Annotated in this window: 16 protein-coding genes and 1 pseudogene; 5 read left to right on the top strand and 12 right to left on the bottom strand. The window is 68.5% G+C overall.

Translation table 11 applies throughout. The annotated features are described in order from the left end of the window. Positions 1 to 12: 12 nt before the first annotated feature. Positions 13 to 276 carry a hypothetical protein gene (locus BLV57_RS30195; protein ID WP_091294507.1) on the bottom strand — a complete coding sequence of 88 codons (264 nt, stop codon included), beginning with the start codon at positions 274 to 276 and terminating at the stop codon, positions 13 to 15. A gap of 139 nt (positions 277 to 415) precedes the next feature. Beyond that, on the bottom strand, positions 416 to 886 hold the full coding sequence (locus BLV57_RS30190) for an Lrp/AsnC family transcriptional regulator (RefSeq protein ID WP_091294505.1): 471 nt from the start codon (positions 884 to 886) through the stop codon (positions 416 to 418). A gap of 111 nt (positions 887 to 997) precedes the next feature. On the opposite strand from BLV57_RS30190, the gene BLV57_RS30185 reads away from it, so the two are divergent. Then, positions 998 to 2002, top strand: coding sequence for a Glu/Leu/Phe/Val dehydrogenase dimerization domain-containing protein (locus tag BLV57_RS30185; protein WP_091294503.1), 1005 nt, complete (start codon positions 998 to 1000; stop codon positions 2000 to 2002). Positions 2003 to 2372: 370 nt separating this feature from the next. Here the strand turns inward: BLV57_RS30185 and BLV57_RS30180 are convergent, their stop codons facing one another. The 8 genes from BLV57_RS30180 to BLV57_RS30150 form a co-directional block, all read right to left on the bottom strand. Beyond that, positions 2373 to 3629 (bottom strand): ABC transporter substrate-binding protein, encoded by a 1257-nt coding sequence (locus BLV57_RS30180; protein ID WP_091294501.1) that lies wholly within the window; start codon positions 3627 to 3629, stop codon positions 2373 to 2375. Next, the gene (locus tag BLV57_RS30175) at positions 3626 to 4777 is read right to left on the bottom strand and encodes a branched-chain amino acid ABC transporter permease (RefSeq protein WP_176968877.1); all 1152 of its coding nucleotides are present in this window, start codon (positions 4775 to 4777) and stop codon (positions 3626 to 3628) included. The genes BLV57_RS30180 and BLV57_RS30175 overlap by 4 nt, the downstream gene beginning before the upstream one ends. Next, entirely contained in the window at positions 4770 to 5648 is an 879-nt protein-coding gene (locus BLV57_RS30170) for a branched-chain amino acid ABC transporter permease (RefSeq protein ID WP_091294499.1), read from the bottom strand. Before BLV57_RS30170 ends, BLV57_RS30175 begins: the two co-directional genes overlap by 8 nt. Next, entirely contained in the window at positions 5645 to 6412 is a 768-nt protein-coding gene (locus tag BLV57_RS30165) for an ABC transporter ATP-binding protein (RefSeq protein ID WP_091294498.1), read from the bottom strand. The genes BLV57_RS30170 and BLV57_RS30165 overlap by 4 nt, the downstream gene beginning before the upstream one ends. Then, the gene (locus BLV57_RS30160) at positions 6409 to 7221 is read right to left on the bottom strand and encodes an ABC transporter ATP-binding protein (RefSeq protein WP_091294496.1); all 813 of its coding nucleotides are present in this window, start codon (positions 7219 to 7221) and stop codon (positions 6409 to 6411) included. The genes BLV57_RS30165 and BLV57_RS30160 overlap by 4 nt, the downstream gene beginning before the upstream one ends. A gap of 567 nt (positions 7222 to 7788) precedes the next feature. After that, a complete protein-coding gene (locus tag BLV57_RS43000) occupies positions 7789 to 8484 on the bottom strand; it encodes a DUF6338 family protein (protein WP_143047179.1) in 696 nt (231 codons plus the stop codon). A gap of 103 nt (positions 8485 to 8587) precedes the next feature. Further along, complete coding sequence (locus tag BLV57_RS30155; protein WP_091295073.1) at positions 8588 to 9193, bottom strand: response regulator; 606 nt, start codon at positions 9191 to 9193, stop codon at positions 8588 to 8590. Positions 9194 to 9204: 11 nt separating this feature from the next. Then, entirely contained in the window at positions 9205 to 10374 is a 1170-nt protein-coding gene (locus tag BLV57_RS30150) for a GAF domain-containing sensor histidine kinase (RefSeq protein ID WP_091295072.1), read from the bottom strand. Between the two features lie 80 nt (positions 10375 to 10454). Between BLV57_RS30150 and BLV57_RS30145 the strand changes: the two genes are divergently transcribed. From BLV57_RS30145 to BLV57_RS30135, 3 genes are read left to right on the top strand one after another with little or no spacing between them, the layout of a single operon-like run. Then, on the top strand, positions 10455 to 13229 hold the full coding sequence (locus tag BLV57_RS30145; RefSeq protein ID WP_091294494.1) for an FAD-binding and (Fe-S)-binding domain-containing protein: 2775 nt from the start codon (positions 10455 to 10457) through the stop codon (positions 13227 to 13229). After that, complete coding sequence (locus tag BLV57_RS30140; RefSeq protein WP_091294492.1) at positions 13226 to 14365, top strand: acyl-CoA dehydrogenase family protein; 1140 nt, start codon at positions 13226 to 13228, stop codon at positions 14363 to 14365. Before BLV57_RS30145 ends, BLV57_RS30140 begins: the two co-directional genes overlap by 4 nt. Next, the gene (locus BLV57_RS30135) at positions 14365 to 15492 is read left to right on the top strand and encodes a CaiB/BaiF CoA transferase family protein (protein WP_091294490.1); all 1128 of its coding nucleotides are present in this window, start codon (positions 14365 to 14367) and stop codon (positions 15490 to 15492) included. Before BLV57_RS30140 ends, BLV57_RS30135 begins: the two co-directional genes overlap by 1 nt. A 333-nt stretch (positions 15493 to 15825) precedes the next feature. On the opposite strand, the pseudogene BLV57_RS30130 reads toward BLV57_RS30135, so the two are convergent. Continuing rightward, positions 15826 to 17094 (bottom strand): annotated as a pseudogene (locus tag BLV57_RS30130) (molybdopterin-containing oxidoreductase family protein); the annotation flags it as partial. Further along, complete coding sequence (locus BLV57_RS30125) at positions 17091 to 17786, bottom strand: AMP-binding protein (RefSeq protein WP_091294489.1); 696 nt, start codon at positions 17784 to 17786, stop codon at positions 17091 to 17093. The gene BLV57_RS30125 and the pseudogene BLV57_RS30130, both read right to left, overlap by 4 nt. 229 nt (positions 17787 to 18015) lie before the next feature. On the opposite strand from BLV57_RS30125, the gene BLV57_RS30120 reads away from it, so the two are divergent. Then, on the top strand, positions 18016 to 18234 hold the full coding sequence (locus BLV57_RS30120) for a hypothetical protein (RefSeq protein WP_091294488.1): 219 nt from the start codon (positions 18016 to 18018) through the stop codon (positions 18232 to 18234). The last annotated feature ends 10 nt before the right edge of the window (positions 18235 to 18244 follow it).

Raw genomic sequence — 18244 nt, 5'->3', positions numbered from 1 at the left:
TCTCCCCGGTGCTCAGGCGGCCAGCGCCAGCTCGTCGGCGAACTCGATGCCCAGTGCGGTCGCGCCTGCCTGGGTCAGCAGCGCGGGAACGCGCTCGCCCCTTCTTCCGTCGCGGGCGGGCGCCAGGTAGCCCAGGTCGGCCAGCCGGTGCGCGGTGTACTGGTCGCAGCAGGCCAGCCCGTCGACGAACAGGTCGGGAACGCAGCTGCAGGTCATCTCCGCGTGCCCGGTGGCGACGGCGGTGAGGGTGGCCCTTTCGCGGTTGTTGAGAGTCATCGTCTCGGTCCTTCCACTGTCTGGTCCATTGAACTTCGTTCCACCGACAGTTTCTGGCCGCGCTGTGGCCTGCGTCACCTCCTAGAGGGCTCTTTAGGGGTAAACAAACGTCTGTTTAAGGGATGGCGTCTCCCGCCCCCTACCCGTGGTTCGCGGCCGGTAGTGGTGCGGGCCGGGTGTTGGCGATGTGGTGGAAGATGATCGAGCTGCGGAAGCCCACGATCTCTTTCCGCTGGCTGAGGCGGTCGACCAGGAACGCGTGCAGATGGTCGATGTCCTGGGCGCTGACATGGATGAGGAAGTCGTCGCTGCCCGCGATGACGAACACCGAAAGCACCTCGGGCAGCTGCGCGACCGAGTTCTTGAACGTGTCGATGACCGTCCTGCTCAGCGGCCTGACCTGGGCGGACACCATCGCCTGGACCCCGCGGTTGAGCGCGGCGAGGTCGATGTCGGCGTGGTAGCCGCGGATCACGCCGCGCTCGCGGAGCAGGCGGGTGCGCTCGAGGCAGGTGGAGGGGGCGACCCCGACCTTGCGGGCGATGTCGCGGTTGGTCTGCCGCGCGTCGGCCTGCAGCTCCCGGATGATCGCCGAATCAAGTTCGTCCATGGACCTCATCGAACCACGCTCGCCGAATATCGTTCGGAAGTTGCCCTATTCGCCCGCGTGACTATCTAACTTCAGCCTCGGAAGTTGGCTCTTGTTCGGGAGGAAACAGGTATGTGGGAACACGAGGAACTGGTCGTCCGGCGTGGGGCGCGGTCGGGGATCACCACCATGGTCGCCGCGCACTCCCGGGTACTGGGGCCCGCGATCGGTGGCTGCCGGATGAAGCGGTATCCGCAGGTCGGAGCGGCCATCGACGATGTGCTGCGGCTCGCGAGGGCGATGAGTCACAAGTGCGCGGTCGCCGGGGTCCCCTATGGCGGCGGCAAGAGCGTCATCGCGCTCGACGAGCGACCCCTCACCCCCGAGCTGCGACGTGCGGTGCTGCTCGACCACGCCGATCTCATCGCCTCGTTCGGCGGGTCCTACCTGGCCGGTCCGGACATCGGGACCGGCCCGGACGACATGCTCGTCTTCCGTGAGAAGGGGCCGTACGCGTTCTGCGTGCCGGAGTCGCACGGCGGTGTCGGGTCGTCGAGCGTGCCGACCGCGACCGGGGTGCTGGCCGCGTTGCGCGCGGGCGCGCGGCAGGTCTTCGGCGGCGAAGACCTCACCGGGCGGCGGGTGGTGATCAGCGGATTCGGCGCGGTGGGCGCGCGAGTGGCGCAAGGCATCGAGGGCGCCGAGATCATCGTGTCCGATGTGGACGAAACCAAGCGGTCGGCGGCGGCCGGACTGGGACTGGGCTGGGTCGAGCCTTCGGAAGCCTTACAGGTCAAGGCCGACGTGTTCATCCCGGCGGCGGTCGGCGGGGTGCTGAGCCCGGAGACGGCGAGCGAACTCGACGTGGCGCTGATCGTCGGCCCGGCCAACAACCAGCTCACCGAGGACTCCGTTGCCGACCTGCTCGACGAGCGCGGCATCGTCTGGGTGCCCGATGTCGTGGCCAGCGCGGGCGGAATCGTCTACACGCTGGCCCGTGAGGTCGACGGCCTCGACCACGCGGCGGCGTCGGCGCGCGTCGAGGCCATCGAGTCCACGGTGGCGGAAATCCTGCCAGGCCCCGGCACTCCGCTCTCCCGGGCCCTCGCGCTCGCGGAACAGCGCCTGAGGTCGTGAGTGGTATGGCCGGTTAGAACCGGCCATACCACTCACGACCCCGCCCGGGATAAAGCCCGCTTTATCCCGACGTGGCCCGACCCGACCCGGCCTGGCCAGCGAAGCGGAGGGCTCGTGAGCGTTGCGAACGGTTAGAACCGTCCGCAACGCTCACGACCCTCGGGCTGCCGCTCGCCCATGGCCAGACCCGTGAGCGAGGGGTTCCCCTGCTGCACCCAACGCAGCAGGGGAACCCCTCGCTCAAGCAAGAAAAGGTTGCGCGAGCGGCAACTCTGCTCCGTTGGATGCGGCGGAGTCACCACTCACGACCCCACCCGGGCCTCGCGGAGTGAAGGTGACCGGGATAAAGCCCGCTTTATCCCGGGCTTGGCTACTTCTGGTGCGGGGCCACGTAGGCGCCCGCTTCGGGGGCGGCGAAGAGCTGCTTGACGTAGCGCAGGCCGCCCTCGGCCGTCGCGTCCGGCGCGGCGGCGTAGACCTGGCGGGTCGCGGGTGCGCCCGGCTTCGAGAAGTCCAGCGGCGCGACCAGGTTGCCGGTGTCGGCCGACGTGGTCTGCTTCAGCGCGGCCTGGATGCCGTCGCGGGTCAGGTCCTTGTTCTCGCAAGCCTTCTTAAGCACCGTGCCCCAGACCTCGCCGACCGCGTAGCCGTAGGGGGTCCCGCCGTTGGGGGTCTCCTTGTAGGCCGCCTTGTACTTCGTGGCGACCTCTTTGGCCTTCGGGAGGTCCGCCGAGAACGGCACGCTGCTCGCGACCACGGTCAGCTTGTCCAGCGCGGACGCCGCCGGGCTCTTCAGCAGCGCGGGGTCGAACGTCGGGTTGTTGCCCAGCACGGGAACGTTGAGCCCCAATGCCTTGTTCGAGGCCAAGGTAGAGCCGGTTTGGGTGGGCGTCGTGGTCAGCACTATGAGCTTGACGCCGTCACCCTTGAGGCCGGTGACGATGTTGGACAGGTCCGCGTCGGTCGAGGTGATCTTGACTTCCTTGACCTTCAGCCCGTGCTTCTCGGCATAGAACCGCGAACCGCGCAGGCCGTTCGCGCCGTATTCGCCGTCGATGTAGATGTGCGCGATCTGGTCGCCGTCCTTGAGCTGGCCCTGTTCCTGAAGGTAGGAAAGGCCGTCGATGATCTCGACGTCATAGGTCGTGCCCACGATCATCACGTACGGGTTGTCGAGCAGTTCCGAAGACCACGAGGCCGGCGCGGCGGTCAGCTTGTCGGACTTCAGGTTCTGCTTGAGCGCCGCGACCACCGGGGAACCGAGCAGCTGCACGAAACCGAGCACCTTCGGCTCGATCTGCGGATAGAGCGTCTTGGCGGCGTCGGCCTTGTAGCCGTGGTCGACGGTTTCGAGTTTCACCTTGCGCCCGCAGGCGCCGCCCGCGTCGTTGAAATCCTTGGCCCACAACTCGTTTCCCTGGGTCACACCCAGCCCCAGGTTCTTGAAGACCCCGGTTTTGTCGGTCATCACGCCTAGAGTGATGTCCGAGGAGGTGACACCTTTGTCGGTCTTGACGCCCGAGTTGTCCGAGCCGGAGGAGCCGGAGTCGTTCGCTTTCGTGCTGCACGCCGTGACGGCCAGCAGCGCGGCCATGGTCAGCGATGCTGCGAGTGGTGCGCGTTTCATCGTTCCTGCTCCTCTTTTCTGGTGGTGCGCGCGGTGATCCGGCGACCGATCGCGGCGAGGCCGCCGGGTTCGAACAGCACGACGAGGATGATCGCCGCGCCATACACGAACGAACTGACGAGAACGGGGGAGAGCGCACCGCCGCCGGTACCGGTGAACCAGCCGAGATCGGCCGAATACAAGGAAAGGATCTGCGGCAGGCCGTTGACGATCAGCGCGCCCACCACGGCGCCCGGCACCGAGCCGAGGCCGCCGATGATCACCATCGCGAGAAAGGCGATCGAAATGTTGATCCCGTATGTGCCGTACTCACTTTCATCCGGCTTGAGGATGTCGAACCACAGCACGGTCATCGCGCCCGCGAGGCCCGCGTACGCCGAGGAGACGGCGAACGCGCCCGCTTTCGCCCGCGTGACGCTGACGCCCATGACCGAGGCGGCGGCCTCGTTGTCCCGCACCGCCCGCCACGACCGGCCGACGCGGCCCTTGACCGCGCCGGTGGCGACCACGAACGCGATGATCGTGAGCGCGAGGAAGAGATACCAGCCGCGTTCGGCCTGGCGCAGTGGCACACCGAGGATTTCGATCTGCGGGCCGCCGTTGCCGAACGGGAAGCCGAACAGCGAGAACTGCGCGGGCGCGCGGCCGGTGGACGTGCCGCCGGTCAGCTTCTCCGCGGACTGCCCGAGGTAGAGACCCAGGAACACCAACGAAAGTGAGGCGACACCTAGGTAGATACCCCTGAGGCGCCCGGAAACCGGCGCGAACGCCAGTCCCAGCAGTGCGCTGATCACGACCGCGCCGATCAGCGCGAGCTCGGGACTGAGGCCGAGCCCGGTCACGCGCGGGTCCCCGGTCGGTCCGGCGAGGACGGTGTAGCTGGTCGCGCCCGCGAGCAGGAAGAAGGCGTGCGCCAGTGAAAGCTGCCCGGCCTGCCCGACCAGCAAGGTCAGGCCGATGGCGCCGACCGCGCCGATCATCATGTACTGCCCGGCCTTCAGCCAGGCGGCGTCGAGATAGAGAGGAAGTGCGAGCAGGACGACCAGCACCGCGATCCAGGCGGCCAGGCGCACCCAGCGGAGCGGCCGCTTCGGCGGGATGCCCTGTGCCGGAACGACTTCGGGTGGTTTCACGGCGGTCTCAGACACGGGTGCTCTCCCTGGTTCCGAACAAGCCCGACGGACGCACCACGAGCACCACCAGCATGACCAGGAACACCGCGCTCTTTGAAAAATCAAAAGAGATGTACTGCGCCGAAAGCGCTTCGACCACGCCGACCACGATCCCGCCGACCACCGCGCCCGCGGTCGAGTCGAGCCCGCCGAGGATGGCTGCCGGGAACGCGGCGAGCGCGATCGAGTGCGTGCCACGCGAAAGGCCGGCCCCGGAGAAGTCCTGGGTGGCGATGAACAGCACCGCGACCCCGGCGAGCAGCCCGGCGACCAGCCAGGCCGTGGCGGTGACCCGGGAGCTGCGGATACCCATCAGCGCGGCGGCTTCGCGGTTCTCCGCCTGGGCGCGCATCGCGACGCCCCAGTCGGAGTACTTGAACGCGATCGTGAACGCGGTGATCAGCACGGTCGCGACCAGCAGGGCGACCAGATGCGTCCGGAAGAGCGTGATCCCGCCCAGCTGGAACGGTTTCGCGTCCCAGGCCTCGCCGAGGAACGGCACGGTGACACCGAGCCGCCGCACGATCTCCTCGGTGATGATCACGTCGACGCCGATGGTCAGCAGCGCGAGGCTGTCCGGGCCCGCGTTGCGCGAGCGCGACAGCAGCAGCCGCTCGAGCAGCAGCCCGATCAGGCCGGCGCCGATCACGCCGACCAGCGAGGCACCCACCCAGCCGAGCGCGTCGCGGGTGACCACGACCAGGTAGCCGCCGAACAGCACCAGCGAGCCGTGCGCGAAGTTGACCACCTCGGTGGCCTTGAAGATGATGACGAAACCCAGCGCCAGCAGTGCGAACACCGCGCCTTTGCCGAGTCCGTTCACCAAGAGCTGCAGGAAGGTGTTCACGCTTCCACTCCCAAGTAGGCCTTGACGACGTTCGGATCGGCTTGCACCTCGGCGGGTGTGCCGTCGGCGATGCGCTTGCCGAAGTCGAGGACGGTCACCCGGTCCGCGATGCCCATCACCAGGCCCATGTCGTGTTCGACGAGCAGGATCGAGATGCCGAGTTCGTCGCGCACCTCGCGGATGGTGCTGGCGAGTTCGGCGGTCTCCGAGGCGTTCATCCCGGCGGCCGGTTCGTCGAGCAGCAGGATCACCGGCTCGACGGCGAGCGCCCGCGCGATGTCGACGCGTTTGATCGCGCCGTACGGCAGCGCGCCGACCGGGGTGTGCACGAGGTCGCCGATGCCGAGGAAGTCGCAGATCTCGGCCGCTCGCGCCGCGTGCTTGCGCTCGGTCTTGCGGGTGAGCCGCAGCCCGCAGGCCAGAAAACCGCCCTTGGTCAGGGAATGGCGGCCGAGCATGACGTTGTCGAGCACGGTCGAGCCGGGTGACAGCGCCGCGTTCTGGAACGCGCGGCCGACGCCGAGCCCGGCGAGCTTGTGCGCGGGCAGCCCGGAAAGGACGGTGTCGCCGAGCCGGACCTGCCCGGAGTTCGCGCGGTAGACCCCGCAGATCACGTTGAAGCAGCTGGACTTCCCGGCCCCGTTCGGGCCGATCAGCGCGTGCAGTGAGCCGGGTTCGACGGTGAACGAGACGTCGTCGAGCGCGTGGATGCCGCCGAAGCTCAGCGTCACGTTCTCGATCTCCAGCGAGGGCGGGGTGGTCATCCGGCCCACCTCGTCAGCCCGCGCGACCGGGCGCGCCGGATCTCGGCGTCGCGGGCCTCCGCGTCGGCCGTGGCCTGGGATTCGGCATGCCCCCCGAGGTAGAGCCGCTGGACGTCCTCACTGCGCGCGAGTTCCGCGGTCGTCCCGGCGAGCGCGACGCGGCCGACTTCCAGCACGATCGCGTGATCGGCGACGTTCAGCGCCATGACCGCGTTCTGCTCGACCAGCACCACGGCGGTGCCCTGGGCGTGGATCTCGCGGATGATCTTGCCGATGCGCTCGACGACCTGGGGCGCGAGCCCGAGTGACGGTTCGTCGAGCAGCAGCAGCTTCGGTCCGGACATCAGCGCCCGGCCGATGGCGAGCATCTGCTGCTCACCGCCGGACAGCAGGCCCGCGCGTTGTTTCGCGCGCTCGGCGAGCACCGGGAACAGCTCGTGCACCCGGCGCCGCGCGGCCGCGCGCAGGTCCGCCGACCTGGCACCGATACCGCCGGCGCGCAGGTTTTCGTCGACCGTCATCCGCGCGAAGACCTGGCGGCCCTCCGGCACCCCGACGACCCCGAGCCGCACGATCGCGGCCGGATCGAGCCTGCCCAGCGGCTTGCCGTCATAGCGGATGTCGCCACCCGCGATCGAGCCGCGATGCATGCGCAAGGTGCCCGAGATGGCCCGCAGCAGTGTCGACTTCCCGGCCCCGTTGCTGCCCAGCACCGCCACCACGCCATCGGGTGACACGTCGAGGTCTATGCCGTGCAGTGCGGCGACTGACCGGCCATAACGCACCCGCAGATCCCGAATGCTGAGCAAACCGCCTCCCAAGGGTGGCGTGACACGAGTCACGCTGGGTGGCGGTCATCCTCTGTTTGTCCGTGACCGCGAAACACCCCCACCTGGAGAGGTCCGGGACACAAAACGGACACATCGTGCCGAGTTGAGGACGTTCAGCGTCGGTCAGGTCGCCCGAGTAGACGATCTCTCTTAGCGACCACTCCCGGCGACATCACCGCTACTACTTCGGAGGCTGATCTTTCTTTGGTGAAGGGCCGGCAGGCTGAGCGGGTGGTTTGCCCGGAATTACAGGATGCTTCGGCGTCGAAGGCTGTATTCCGTAGCGCGGTTCGGACGGGGCTGAGTCGACGATGAGGCTGTCGTCACTCATCGCTCTTGTCCTTGCTGGGGCTCGACACTCCTGCTCGTCCTTTAGGCGGAGTGCTGGTGGCTTTTGGCGGTTCAGCCGACGCGGCCTCCTTTGCCTTGGTGTACGACCCTGAGTAGCCACCTCGTGACGGTGCGATCCATTCGGGACGCGTTTTGGTCATGTCGTCCTCCTTGGCGCGGGCTGACGGCCAAGTGTGGCTGATCGATGTCACGTTGTCACTCCTCTGGTCTGCTCTTGCCTGGCTCTGAAGGCTCGTTGCCGGTTGGGAACTCGATCGTGACGATGTCCTCGCATCGAATATAGATTCCAGATTCGGCCGCTACTCGTCCTGTGAAAGCGCCGTCTTCTTTCATTTCAAAAGATTTTTCCAGGTATAGTTCCCGCGGATGGGGATATGATGAGGCGAATGACGACTCGTCGAACCATCCCCCCATCCAGCGGCCGTCTTCCGTCAGCACTCGCACCCAGGTGGGGCCTGTTCTTCTGAAGGCGAAATCCCATGCAGTTGGATCTGGCGTGTAGGCTCTGCGAAGGCCAAATCGTTTTCTTACGGCTGCACCGATCTTGGCGCGGAACCTCAACCACCAGGTTGCGGTTGTGAAGTAGAAGGTCGCATGCGCGGCAAGCCAGGGAAAGATGATTACGAGTAAGAGGCCGATCGCTGCTATGTATCTAGGGTCACCCTTTGTTGTTTCGTTACTTCGAAATAGGTCTAGCAGGCTCTGCCTGCATGCGAGAATGTACAGTCCTGCAAAAGCGACGCTAGTTGAGACTGCTCGCAATATGCGTATTGGCACCTCGAGTTCGTCGGGGCTTGGCCCACGTAGTGTTCTTCTGGTGATTTGGTAGACAAAGCCGGGGATGATGGTCACAAGGATGATGAGAATTTGGACCCACGTTTGTGGCAACATTTTCACCCCTCCTTGTGTTGGCCTTAGCCTGTTCATCAAGTCGCGGGAGGTATGAGAGTCGCTACAGTGTTTGCCGCATCGTGACACTGCGTAGCCTTGACAGCTAGAGAAGCCCGGCTTCCGAGGCCTTGCCGATGGCTTCGACGCGGTTGCGGGCGCCGAGTTTGTGCAGCGCCGACTGCAGATACGTCTTGACGGTGTTGCGGGCGAGGCCGGTCGATTCGGCGATCTCGGGGTTGGTCTGGCCCTGGGCGGCGAGCCGCAGCACCTCGTACTCGCGGCGGGTCAGGCCGCTGCGGGCGAGCGCGTCGGAACGCTGGCCGTCGTCGGGCAGGATGCGGGGGTCGACCACGCGTTCCCCGCGCAGGACGCGGCGCAGCGCGGCGACGAGATCGGTGCCGGCGACGTCCTTGAGCAGGCAGCCGTGCGCGCCGGAGTCGAGTGCGGCCAGCACGCCCTGGTGGTCGCCGTGCGCGGTGAACACCACGATCCGCGCGGCGGGCTGGAGCTTGCGGAGTTCGCCGACGACCTCGGGCGCGAGCATGTCCGGCAGCCGGAGGTCGAGCAGGATCAGGTCGGGGCGGAGTTCGAGCACGCGGCTCAGTGCCGTGTGGCCGGATTCGGCCGAGCCGACGACGGTCAGTGACGGGTCGGAGCGCAGGAGCAGCGCGACGCCGTCGCGGACCACCGGGTGGTCGTCGACGACCATGACCCGCCAGGTCACGAGGGCCGTCCGACCCAGGCGCGCAGGGTGCAGCCGTCGTCCTCGTCGCGGACGACGCTGACCCGGCCGCCGAGCCTGGCGGCGCGTTCGGCGAGGCCGCGCAGGCCCATGCCGGTGCCGGGCGCCTCCAGCGACGGCTCGCCGGTGCCGTCGTCGGCGACGACCACCTGGACCCCGCCGTCGCTGGGCAGCAGGCTGACCACGACCGAGAGCGCTCGTGCGTGTTTTTCGACGTTGAGCAGGCCTTCGCGGACGGCCGAGATGAGCAGCGCGGTGCGTTCGGCGTCCAGCGGCGGTACCGGCGCGAGCTGGACGAACCGCGCGGGGACGCCGCAGCGGGCTTCGAACGAGCGGCAATGTTCGGCCAGCTCGACCGGCAGCGCCCGCTCCGGGCTGGACTCCGACAGCGCGAGCAGCGACTCGCGCAGCGCGCTGGACGCGGCCGAGACGTCGCCCTCCAGCCTGCGCAGCCGCGAGGCGAGCACGGGGTTGTCCTGGATGTCTTCGTGCAGGTTCCGCACCTGGACGCCGATGGAGAACAGCAGCGCGCCGACCGAATCGTGCAACGCGCTCTGCATGCGCTGGCGCTCGGCCGAGACGGCGTTCTCGCGCTTCGATTCGGCGATCTTGGCCAGTTCGAGTGCGGTTCCGGCCTGCTGGGCGACCAGTTCGAGCGTGTGGACGGCGTCGTCGCCGAACTCGGCCGCCTCGCGCATCGCGGCGTAGGCGATGGCGACGGTTTCGGTCCGGTCGCCGACCCGGCTGAAGATCGGCACCGCGAGCATCGCGCCGATGCCCTCGCCGCGGACCTGCGCGTCGAACTGGTGGGTGATGGCCGTTGAGCTGACGTAGTCGTTGACCCTGACCGGCTTCCCCAGCGCCAGCACCCGGCCGCCGATGCCCTGGCCGACCGGCACGACCAGGTTCTGCAGCGCGTCGGTCCGGTTGCCCGACATCCAGCGGATGACGGCCTCACCCGGCTTGTCCAGCTCGCCGACGAACCCGGAATGGACGCCGATGGACTCGCGGATCAGCCGCGCGGTGCCGTGCAGCGCGACCACCCGGTCCAGGGTGGCGAGCAGCGATTCGCGCTCACGCAGAAGGCCGTCGAGCGTGGCGCTGAGCTCGGCGGCGCGATCACTGGCGACGTGCTCCCTTGCCGTCACGCCGGTCACCTTGACACAAAGCGACCGGATCCGGACATACCCGAGTGGAGACCGAGGGCCGAATTGTTTTAACTGGACCGGTGGAGATCACCCGCGACGCCGCGACGCTCGCCCTGTACACGACCGACGCGTCCAACTACCGGCACGTGCCGCTCGGCGTCGTGCGCCCGCGTGACGCCGAAGAGCTGATCGAGGCGCTCGCGCACTGCCGCGACCAGGGACTTCCCGTGATCGCGCGCGGCGGTGGGACCAGCGTCGCGGGCAACTCGTGCGGGCCGGGCGTCATCGTCGACACGTCCCGGTACTTCGCCGGCGTCCGTGCACTCGACCCCGGGCGGCGGCTCGCGCGGGTCGCGCCGGGCACCGTGCTCGACGATCTGCAGGCGCTCGCCGCGCCGCACGGGCTGCGGTTCGGGCCCGATCCGTCGACGCACAGCCGGTGCACGATCGGCGGGATGATCGGCAACAACGCGTGCGGCTCGCATTCGGTCGCCTGGGGCCGCACGGTCGACGTCGTCCGCGAACTCGACGTCCTGCTCTACGACGGGACCAGGATGACCGTTGGCGCCACCGCACCGTCCGAAGTGGACCGCCGGTCCGCGTTGCCGGGCAGCGAAGGCCGGATCTACCGCGGGCTCAAGGCACTCGTCGACGAGAACTTGGCGCTGCTGCGCACCGAACTGTCCACTTGGCCGCGCCGAGTGTCCGGGTACGGGCTCGAACACCTGTTGCCGGAGAACGGTTTCGACGTCGCCAAGGCACTCGTCGGCAGCGAGGGCACCTGCGTCACCGTGCTCGAAGCGACCGTTTCGCTCGCCGAGCTGCCCAAGCACAAAGCCTTGGCGGTGCTGGGTTTCCCGTCGGATATCGCCGCCGCCGACGCGGTCATGGACATCCTGCCGTGGTCGCCGCTGACCGTCGAAGGCGTCGACGCCGAGCTTGTCGCGCTGCTGCCCGGGCACCGGCGGGTGGGCCTGCCGGATGGTGGGGCGTGGTTGTTCGTCGAAATGGCGGGTGACGAGCCAGGGGAGGCCGAGCGCCGGGCCGCCGACCTCGCGCGCAAGCTGGCGGGCAGGCTGACCGGGCAGGTCGTGCTGACCGACCCGGCCGCGCAGAAACGGCTGTGGCGGATCCGCGAGGAGGGCGCCGGGCTCGCGACCAGGCTGGCCGACGGGTCGGAGGCGTGGCCCGGCTGGGAGGACGCCGCGGTGCCGCCGGAAAACCTGGGCGCGTACCTGCGTGACTTCAAGGCACTGATGGCCGAGCACGGCAGGCAAAGTGTCGTCTACGGGCACTACGGTGAGGGCTGCTTACATATGCGGCTCGATTTCGACCTGCTGTCGGAGCCTGGGATCGCGCGGTTCCGGACGTTCCTGGAGCAGTCGGCGGACCTGGTCGCGGCGCACGGCGGTTCGCTGTCCGGTGAGCACGGCGACGGGCAGGCGCGCTCGGAGCTGCTGCCGCGGATGTACAGCCCCGAGGTGATCGGGCTGTTCGAGCGCTTCAAGACGCTGTTCGACCCGGACGGCCGGATGAACCCCGGGATTCTGGTCAACGCGCGGCCGGTCGACGCCGACCTGCGCGTGCGGTCCGCGGCCATGCCGACGTTCCTCGGCTTTCCCGAGGACCACGGCCGGTTCGACGAGGCGATGCGGCGGTGCGTCGGCGTCGGGAAATGCCGCAACACCGGTAGCTCGGGCGTGATGTGCCCGAGCTACCGGGTCACCCGCGAGGAGAAGGACTCGACACGCGGGCGCGCGCACCTGCTCGCGGAGATGATCAATGGCGAGCTGATCACCGACGGCTGGCGGTCCGAGGAGGTGCGGGACGCGCTCGACCTGTGCCTGTCGTGCAAGGGCTGTCTGTCCGACTGCCCGGTCGATGTCGACATGGCGACATACAAGGCCGAGTTCCAGTACCAGCACTATCGCGGCCGCATCAGGCCCGCGTCGCATTATTCGATGGGCTGGCTGCCGATGTGGCTCCGGCTCGCCGGGCGCATGCCGCGCGTCGCGAATGCTGTCACCAAGGTGCTTAGTAAGCCGCTTAAGCGTCTCGGCGGGATCGCGGCCGAGCGCGACTTGCCAACCTTTGCCGAGCCCTTCACCCGTCGGCGCCGGGACCTGAAGCGTTGGGCGACAGGGGAGCGGCGCGTGGTGTTGTGGCCGGATTCGTTCAACAACCACTTCACCCCGGACGTGCTCGACGCGGCGGCCGAGGTGCTGACCGCGGCCGGGTACGAGGTCGTCATCCCGGATCGGCCCGTGTGCTGCGGGCTGACGTGGGTGTCGACCGGCCAGCTCGGCATGGCGCGGCGGGTGCTGCGCAACACTCTCGACGTTCTCAAGCCTTATCTCGACGCAGGGTATGAGGTGGCGGGTCTCGAACCGAGCTGCACGGCCCTGTTCCGCGGCGACCTCAAGGCGTTGCTGCCGGATGACCCGACGGCGGAGCTGCTGACGGCTCGCACCAAGACGTTCGCCGAACTGCTGACCGGCACCGAATTCGCCGACCTGGACATCGACACGCTCACGCAGGTCCATTGCCATCAGCACGCCGTGCTCGGCTTCGCGGCCGACGAAAAGGTGATGGCCGCGGCCGGGATCCGCAATACGACCATGGACTCCGGCTGCTGCGGCCTCGCGGGCAACTTCGGCTTCGAAGACGGCCACTACGACGTCTCCGTCGCCTGCGCGGAGGACCGCATGCTCCCGGCCGTGCGCGCCGCCTCACCCGGGACCGTCGTGGTTTCGGACGGCTTCAGCTGCCGCACGCAGCTTGAGCAGCTCGAAGGCCGCCGCGCCGTTCATCTGGCCGAGCTGCTGAGGCAAGCCCTTCGTACGGTGGAGAGGTGACCGAGGAAGAGACGACCGTCGTCGAGACGGTGCGGGAGTTCGTCGACCGTGAGGTCCGGCCGGTGGTCCGCGAGCTCGAGCACGCGAACACCTACCCCGGGCGGCTGATCGCCACCATGAAACAGCTCGGTGTCTACGGGCTGGGCATCGCCGAGGAGTACGGCGGCACGGACGTCTCGGCCGAGTGCTTCGTGCACGTCACCGAGCAGCTCGCGCGTGGGTGGATGAGCCTCGCCGGTGCGATGGGCGGGCACACGGTCGTCGCGAAGCTGATCGGGGAGTTCGGCACACCGCACCAAAAACGCCACTACCTGCCCAAGATGGCGACCGGTGAGATCAGGGCGACCATGGCGCTCACCGAACCGTCCGGTGGCAGTGACCTCCAGGCCATCACCACGACCGCGCTGCGGCGGGACGAGTCTTATGTGGTCAACGGCGCCAAGACCTGGATCAGCAACGCCCGCCGCGCCGGGCTGATCGCGCTGCTGTGCAAAACGGATCCACTGGCCGAGAAGCATCGCGGGATCAGCATCCTGCTGGTCGAGCCTGGCGACGGGCTGACCGTGTCCAGGGATCTGCCGAAGCTCGGCTACAAGGGCGTCGAAGCCTGCGAACTGTCCTTCGATGGCTACAAAACGTCCCGCGAGTCGCTGCTCGGCACCGAGGAAGGCCACGGGTTCGCCCAGATGATGCGCGGACTCGAGATCGGCCGCATCCAGGTCGCGGCGCGTGCTTTGGGTGTCGCCACGGCGGCTTTGGACGATTCGCTCGCCTACGCGCGGGAACGGACCAGCTTCGGCAAGCCGATCTGGCAGCACCAGAGCATCGGCAACCTCCTCGCCGACATGGCCACGAAACTGACCGCCGCGCGTCAGCTCACCCTCTTCGCCGCCGCGAAGTACGACACCGGCGCGCGGGCCGACCTCGAAGCCGGGATGGCCAAACTGTTCGCCTCCGAGACCGCGATGGAGGTCGCACTCGACGCCGTCCGGATCCACGGCGGGTACGGGTACTCGACCGAGTTCGATGTCGAGCGGTATTTCCGCGACGCACCGCTGATGATCGTCGGCGAGGGCACCAACGAGATCCAGCGGACGGTCATCGCCCGCCAGCTCGTCGAACGGGGTGGCCGATAATGCTCCCCCTGGAAGGAATCCTCGTCGTCGCGCTGGAACAGGCGGTCGCCGCGCCGTTCGCCACGCGGCAGCTGGCCGACCTCGGCGCCCGCGTCATCAAGATCGAGCGGCCGGGCACCGGGGACTTCGCGAGAAAGTACGACGAGACGGTGCACGGCCAGTCGAGTCACTTCATCTGGCTCAACCGCAACAAGGAGAGCATCACACTCGACATCAAGGACCCGAAGGACCGCGAGGTGCTGGACGCGCTCATCGCGAAAGCCGACGTGTTCGTCCAGAACCTCGCGCCCGGTGCCGTCGACCGGCTCGGCCTCACCACGCACGAACGCCTGATCGTCGCCAACATCTCCGGATATGGCCCGGACGGGCCGTACCAGGACAAGAAGGCCTACGACCTGCTCGTGCAGTGCGAGGCGGGCGTCGTGTCCCTCACCGGCACACCGGGAGAACCCGCCAAGGCGGGCATCCCGGTGGCCGACATCGCCGCGGGCATGTACGCCTACAGCGGGGTGCTTTCCGCGCTCTACGAACGCGAACGGACCGGCAAGGGCACGACGTTCGACGTCGCCATGCTCGACGCGCTCGGCGAATGGGCCGGTTTCCCTTATTACTTCGCCAAATACGGCGGAACCGAACCGCCGAGGGCGGGCGCCAAGCACGCCGCGATCTCGCCTTATGGTCCCTATCGGACCGCGGACGGGACCGTGTTCATCGGGGTGCAGAACGACCGGGAATGGCGCGCGCTCTGCGAATCCGTGCTGGGCCGGGCGGATCTGGCCACGGACGCCCGGTTCGCGACGAACACCGCGCGGGTCGCGCACGACGACGAGCTGACCGCGCTGCTCGAGCAAGCGCTCGCCGGGCGCTCATCGGCTGAGGTGGAACATCGTCTGGACACGGCCGGCATAGCCAACGCCAGGATGCGCACCATGGCCGAGTTCGCCGCGCATCCCCAGCTCGAGGCGCGGCGGCGCTGGGCCGACGTCGGTACGCCCGGGGGTGAGGTCACCGCTCTTCTCCCACCGGTCGACGTCCACGGCAGGCTGCCGCGGCTGGATCCCGTTCCGGACCTGGGGGAGCATTCGGCCGCGATCAGGGCGGAGCTCGGGCTGCCCGAAGACCGGTAGCCGCGGGTTGCTGACGTTCACGAATTCGACCTTCCCGCTCGCGGTGAGGAACCGTTTGCCCGGCGCGCCCAGCGCGGCCGCCGCTTCGTACCAGGACGGATGGTCCGCGTACAGCACGCTGACCCCGGGATGCCCGACGCTCGGACATGGCCACCGCAGCGGCTCGTCCTGTGCTTCCAGGCGCGCCTGTGTCATGCCGCCCATCCCCGGTGTGTGCGCGACGAACTCCGCCCACAGCGTCGGATAGTCCAGCCACGCCAAGGGAAACGCGTCGTGCCAGTACGCCGGGCCGCGCACGGCGTCCACGTCGCCGAGCGCTCGCGCGAGGCCGATCCAGATCTCCCAATCCGGCCGGGACAGCCCGGCCCGCGGCAGCGTCTGGTGGTGCCAGCGCACGGCCCGGTCGTCGCGGTGCCGGTACACACCCTCGAACTCCAGCTCACCGCACGAGGGCAGGATCAGGTCCGCGTGATAAGCGATCTCGTCCATGACAAGTCCGATGTGGACGGAGAATTCGACTTCGCGCAGCGCTTGGCGCACTCGCGTGCTTTCGGTGACCGTTTGCAGCGGATTGCCCTGGGTGACCAGCGCGCGCAACCGGTACGGCCTGCCGGTCAACACCGGCTCCGGGCCCGGCGGGAGAGCTGGCGGCGTCGGCGGAACCGCCACGGTCAGCGGCGGCAGCCGCAGGTCACCCGGCCAGGTGTGGTGCATGAAATTGCAGCCACCGCCCGGAATCCCGATGTTGCCCGTCACCGCCGCGAGGAACGTCAGCGCCCGGTAGGCGTCGAACGCGCCGCGCTGATGCGAGACACCCGCGTCGCAGAAGATGGCCGCCCGGTCGGCGGCGGCGTACTCCTCGGCGATGCGCCGGATCGTGTCCGCCGGGAGCCCGGTGATCCGCGCCGCCCAGTCCGGCGTGTAGCCGTGGTCGCGCAAGTGGTCGCGCAGCTCTTCGAACCCGGTCACCCAGTGCGCGACGAACCGCCGGTCCTGCCTGCCGGTCGTGATGATGTGCGACAGCATGCCGAGCACCAGCGCCAGGTCCGTGTGCGGACGCGACGCGAGCCATTCGTCGGCCCGCGCGGTGGTCGGCGTCCGGCGTGGATCGACGACCACCAGCTTGGCCTGGGTCCGGTCGCGGCGCAGGTAGTCGAAGACGAGCGGGTGCGTCTGGGCCTGGTTCGTGCCGAGGAACAGCAGGTACTTCGACGAGCCCAGGTCGTCCTGCCCGGTCGCGCCGTCGATGCCGTAGCCGTTGGTGAACATGCCCAGCCCGAACGCCGAAGCGAGCGCCGCGCTGCCGGGGTCGACCATGCCCGGCCCGTTGGGACTGCCGAGCAGCGCGAACAGCCTCGACATCAGCGAGCCCGTCCCGTGTGCCCGGCTGCCCGAGGTCCAGGTGGCGATCGACCGTGCCTCGCCCTCGTCGCGCAGTGCCAGTAGCCGCGCCGCGACCGCCGCGAAGGCCTCGTCCCACGAGATCGGTTCGAACTCCGATTCGCGCGAGCCCTTCTTGCCCGAGATCCGGCGCAACGGCGTGGTCAGCCGTCTGCTGCCGGGGCTGCAGGGCCCGGCCAGTACGCGGTCAGGTGCGTTCACGCGAGTCTCCGCATCATCACGCCGACCGGGGCACGCCTGGCCGAGGTCGCCGGGGTGATGTGGTCGGCGGCGAGCAGGCCGAACGCGACGCGCGGATCACCGGCGAGCTCGCCGTGCGTGATGGCCGTGCGGCGCCACTGGCCCATGAAGTCGGTGAAGAACCGCATGACCGCCGGCTCCGCGCCGCTCGCGGGTTCGTGCGCGATGGTCAGCCCTGTAGCGACGCGCAAGGTGTCCGTGCGGTGGCACGGCAGGCCCGGCCACCGCAGCTCCGGCTCGCCGAGCAGGTCGGTGGCCGCCCGCAGCCGCCTCGCCCGGTCGTAGGCCGCGGTGGTGAGCACCGCGGTGGCGCCGGAGACGTCGGCGATCGCGCCGAGGGTGGCGAACCCGGTGCCGGGGGAGAACGGGTCGGGCGCCGTCACCGGCACCGCGACCACGCCTGCCGCGAGGCAGCCGGCGAGCGCGAACAGGTAGTCGCGCTGGTCCCGATAGACGAGCAGCAGCCGGTCACCGGGGCCGAACCCGCGTAGCCGTAGCCGGGCGGCGACGCGCTGGGCGCCGGCGTCGAGCTCGCCGGTCAGCACGCGTCTGTGCCCTTTGCCGCTGCCTGTCATGCACAGAATCGAGTGCGGCTCCGCCGTGGCGGCCTTCCGGAGTGCCGGAATGATCCAGGTCGTCCCGATCGGGGTCATGGCTCTTCCTCTCGCAGGGTCAGCGTTCGACTACTGCACGGTTGCGATCCGAAGAAGGTTCACGATTCGGGATGGACTCGCATGTGAACCGCATGATCCATACCGCTCGCCCGTTCGTCGCCTGCTCCGGTCCATTCGGCTTGGTTCGGCGTAACGGAGCAGTCTTTCGCGGCATCCGGTGATCTAACGTCCCATCGGGAGAGACGCGTGCGGGCAGGGGAGCCGGAGGATGAAACAGGATCTTGTCGAGAGGCTCGAAGCCCTCATCGACGTCGGCAGCGCGTGGGCCGATGACGTCGAGGCGCTGCGTGACTCGATCTCACGACAGGCAGGCGCCGGTGCCGCGTTGTCGATCGAACTCGCCGCTCGGCGGGCCGAGCAGGCCTTTGTCGAGCTGCAGACTGCGCTCGATGACGTTCGATCGGCTGATGGCCGCCGCGTCAAGTAACCACTAGCCT

This window comes from Amycolatopsis xylanica (assembly GCF_900107045.1).
In the GTDB taxonomy this organism is placed as follows: domain Bacteria; phylum Actinomycetota; class Actinomycetes; order Mycobacteriales; family Pseudonocardiaceae; genus Amycolatopsis; species Amycolatopsis xylanica.
This window is presented reverse-complemented; position numbering and strand designations above follow the sequence as displayed.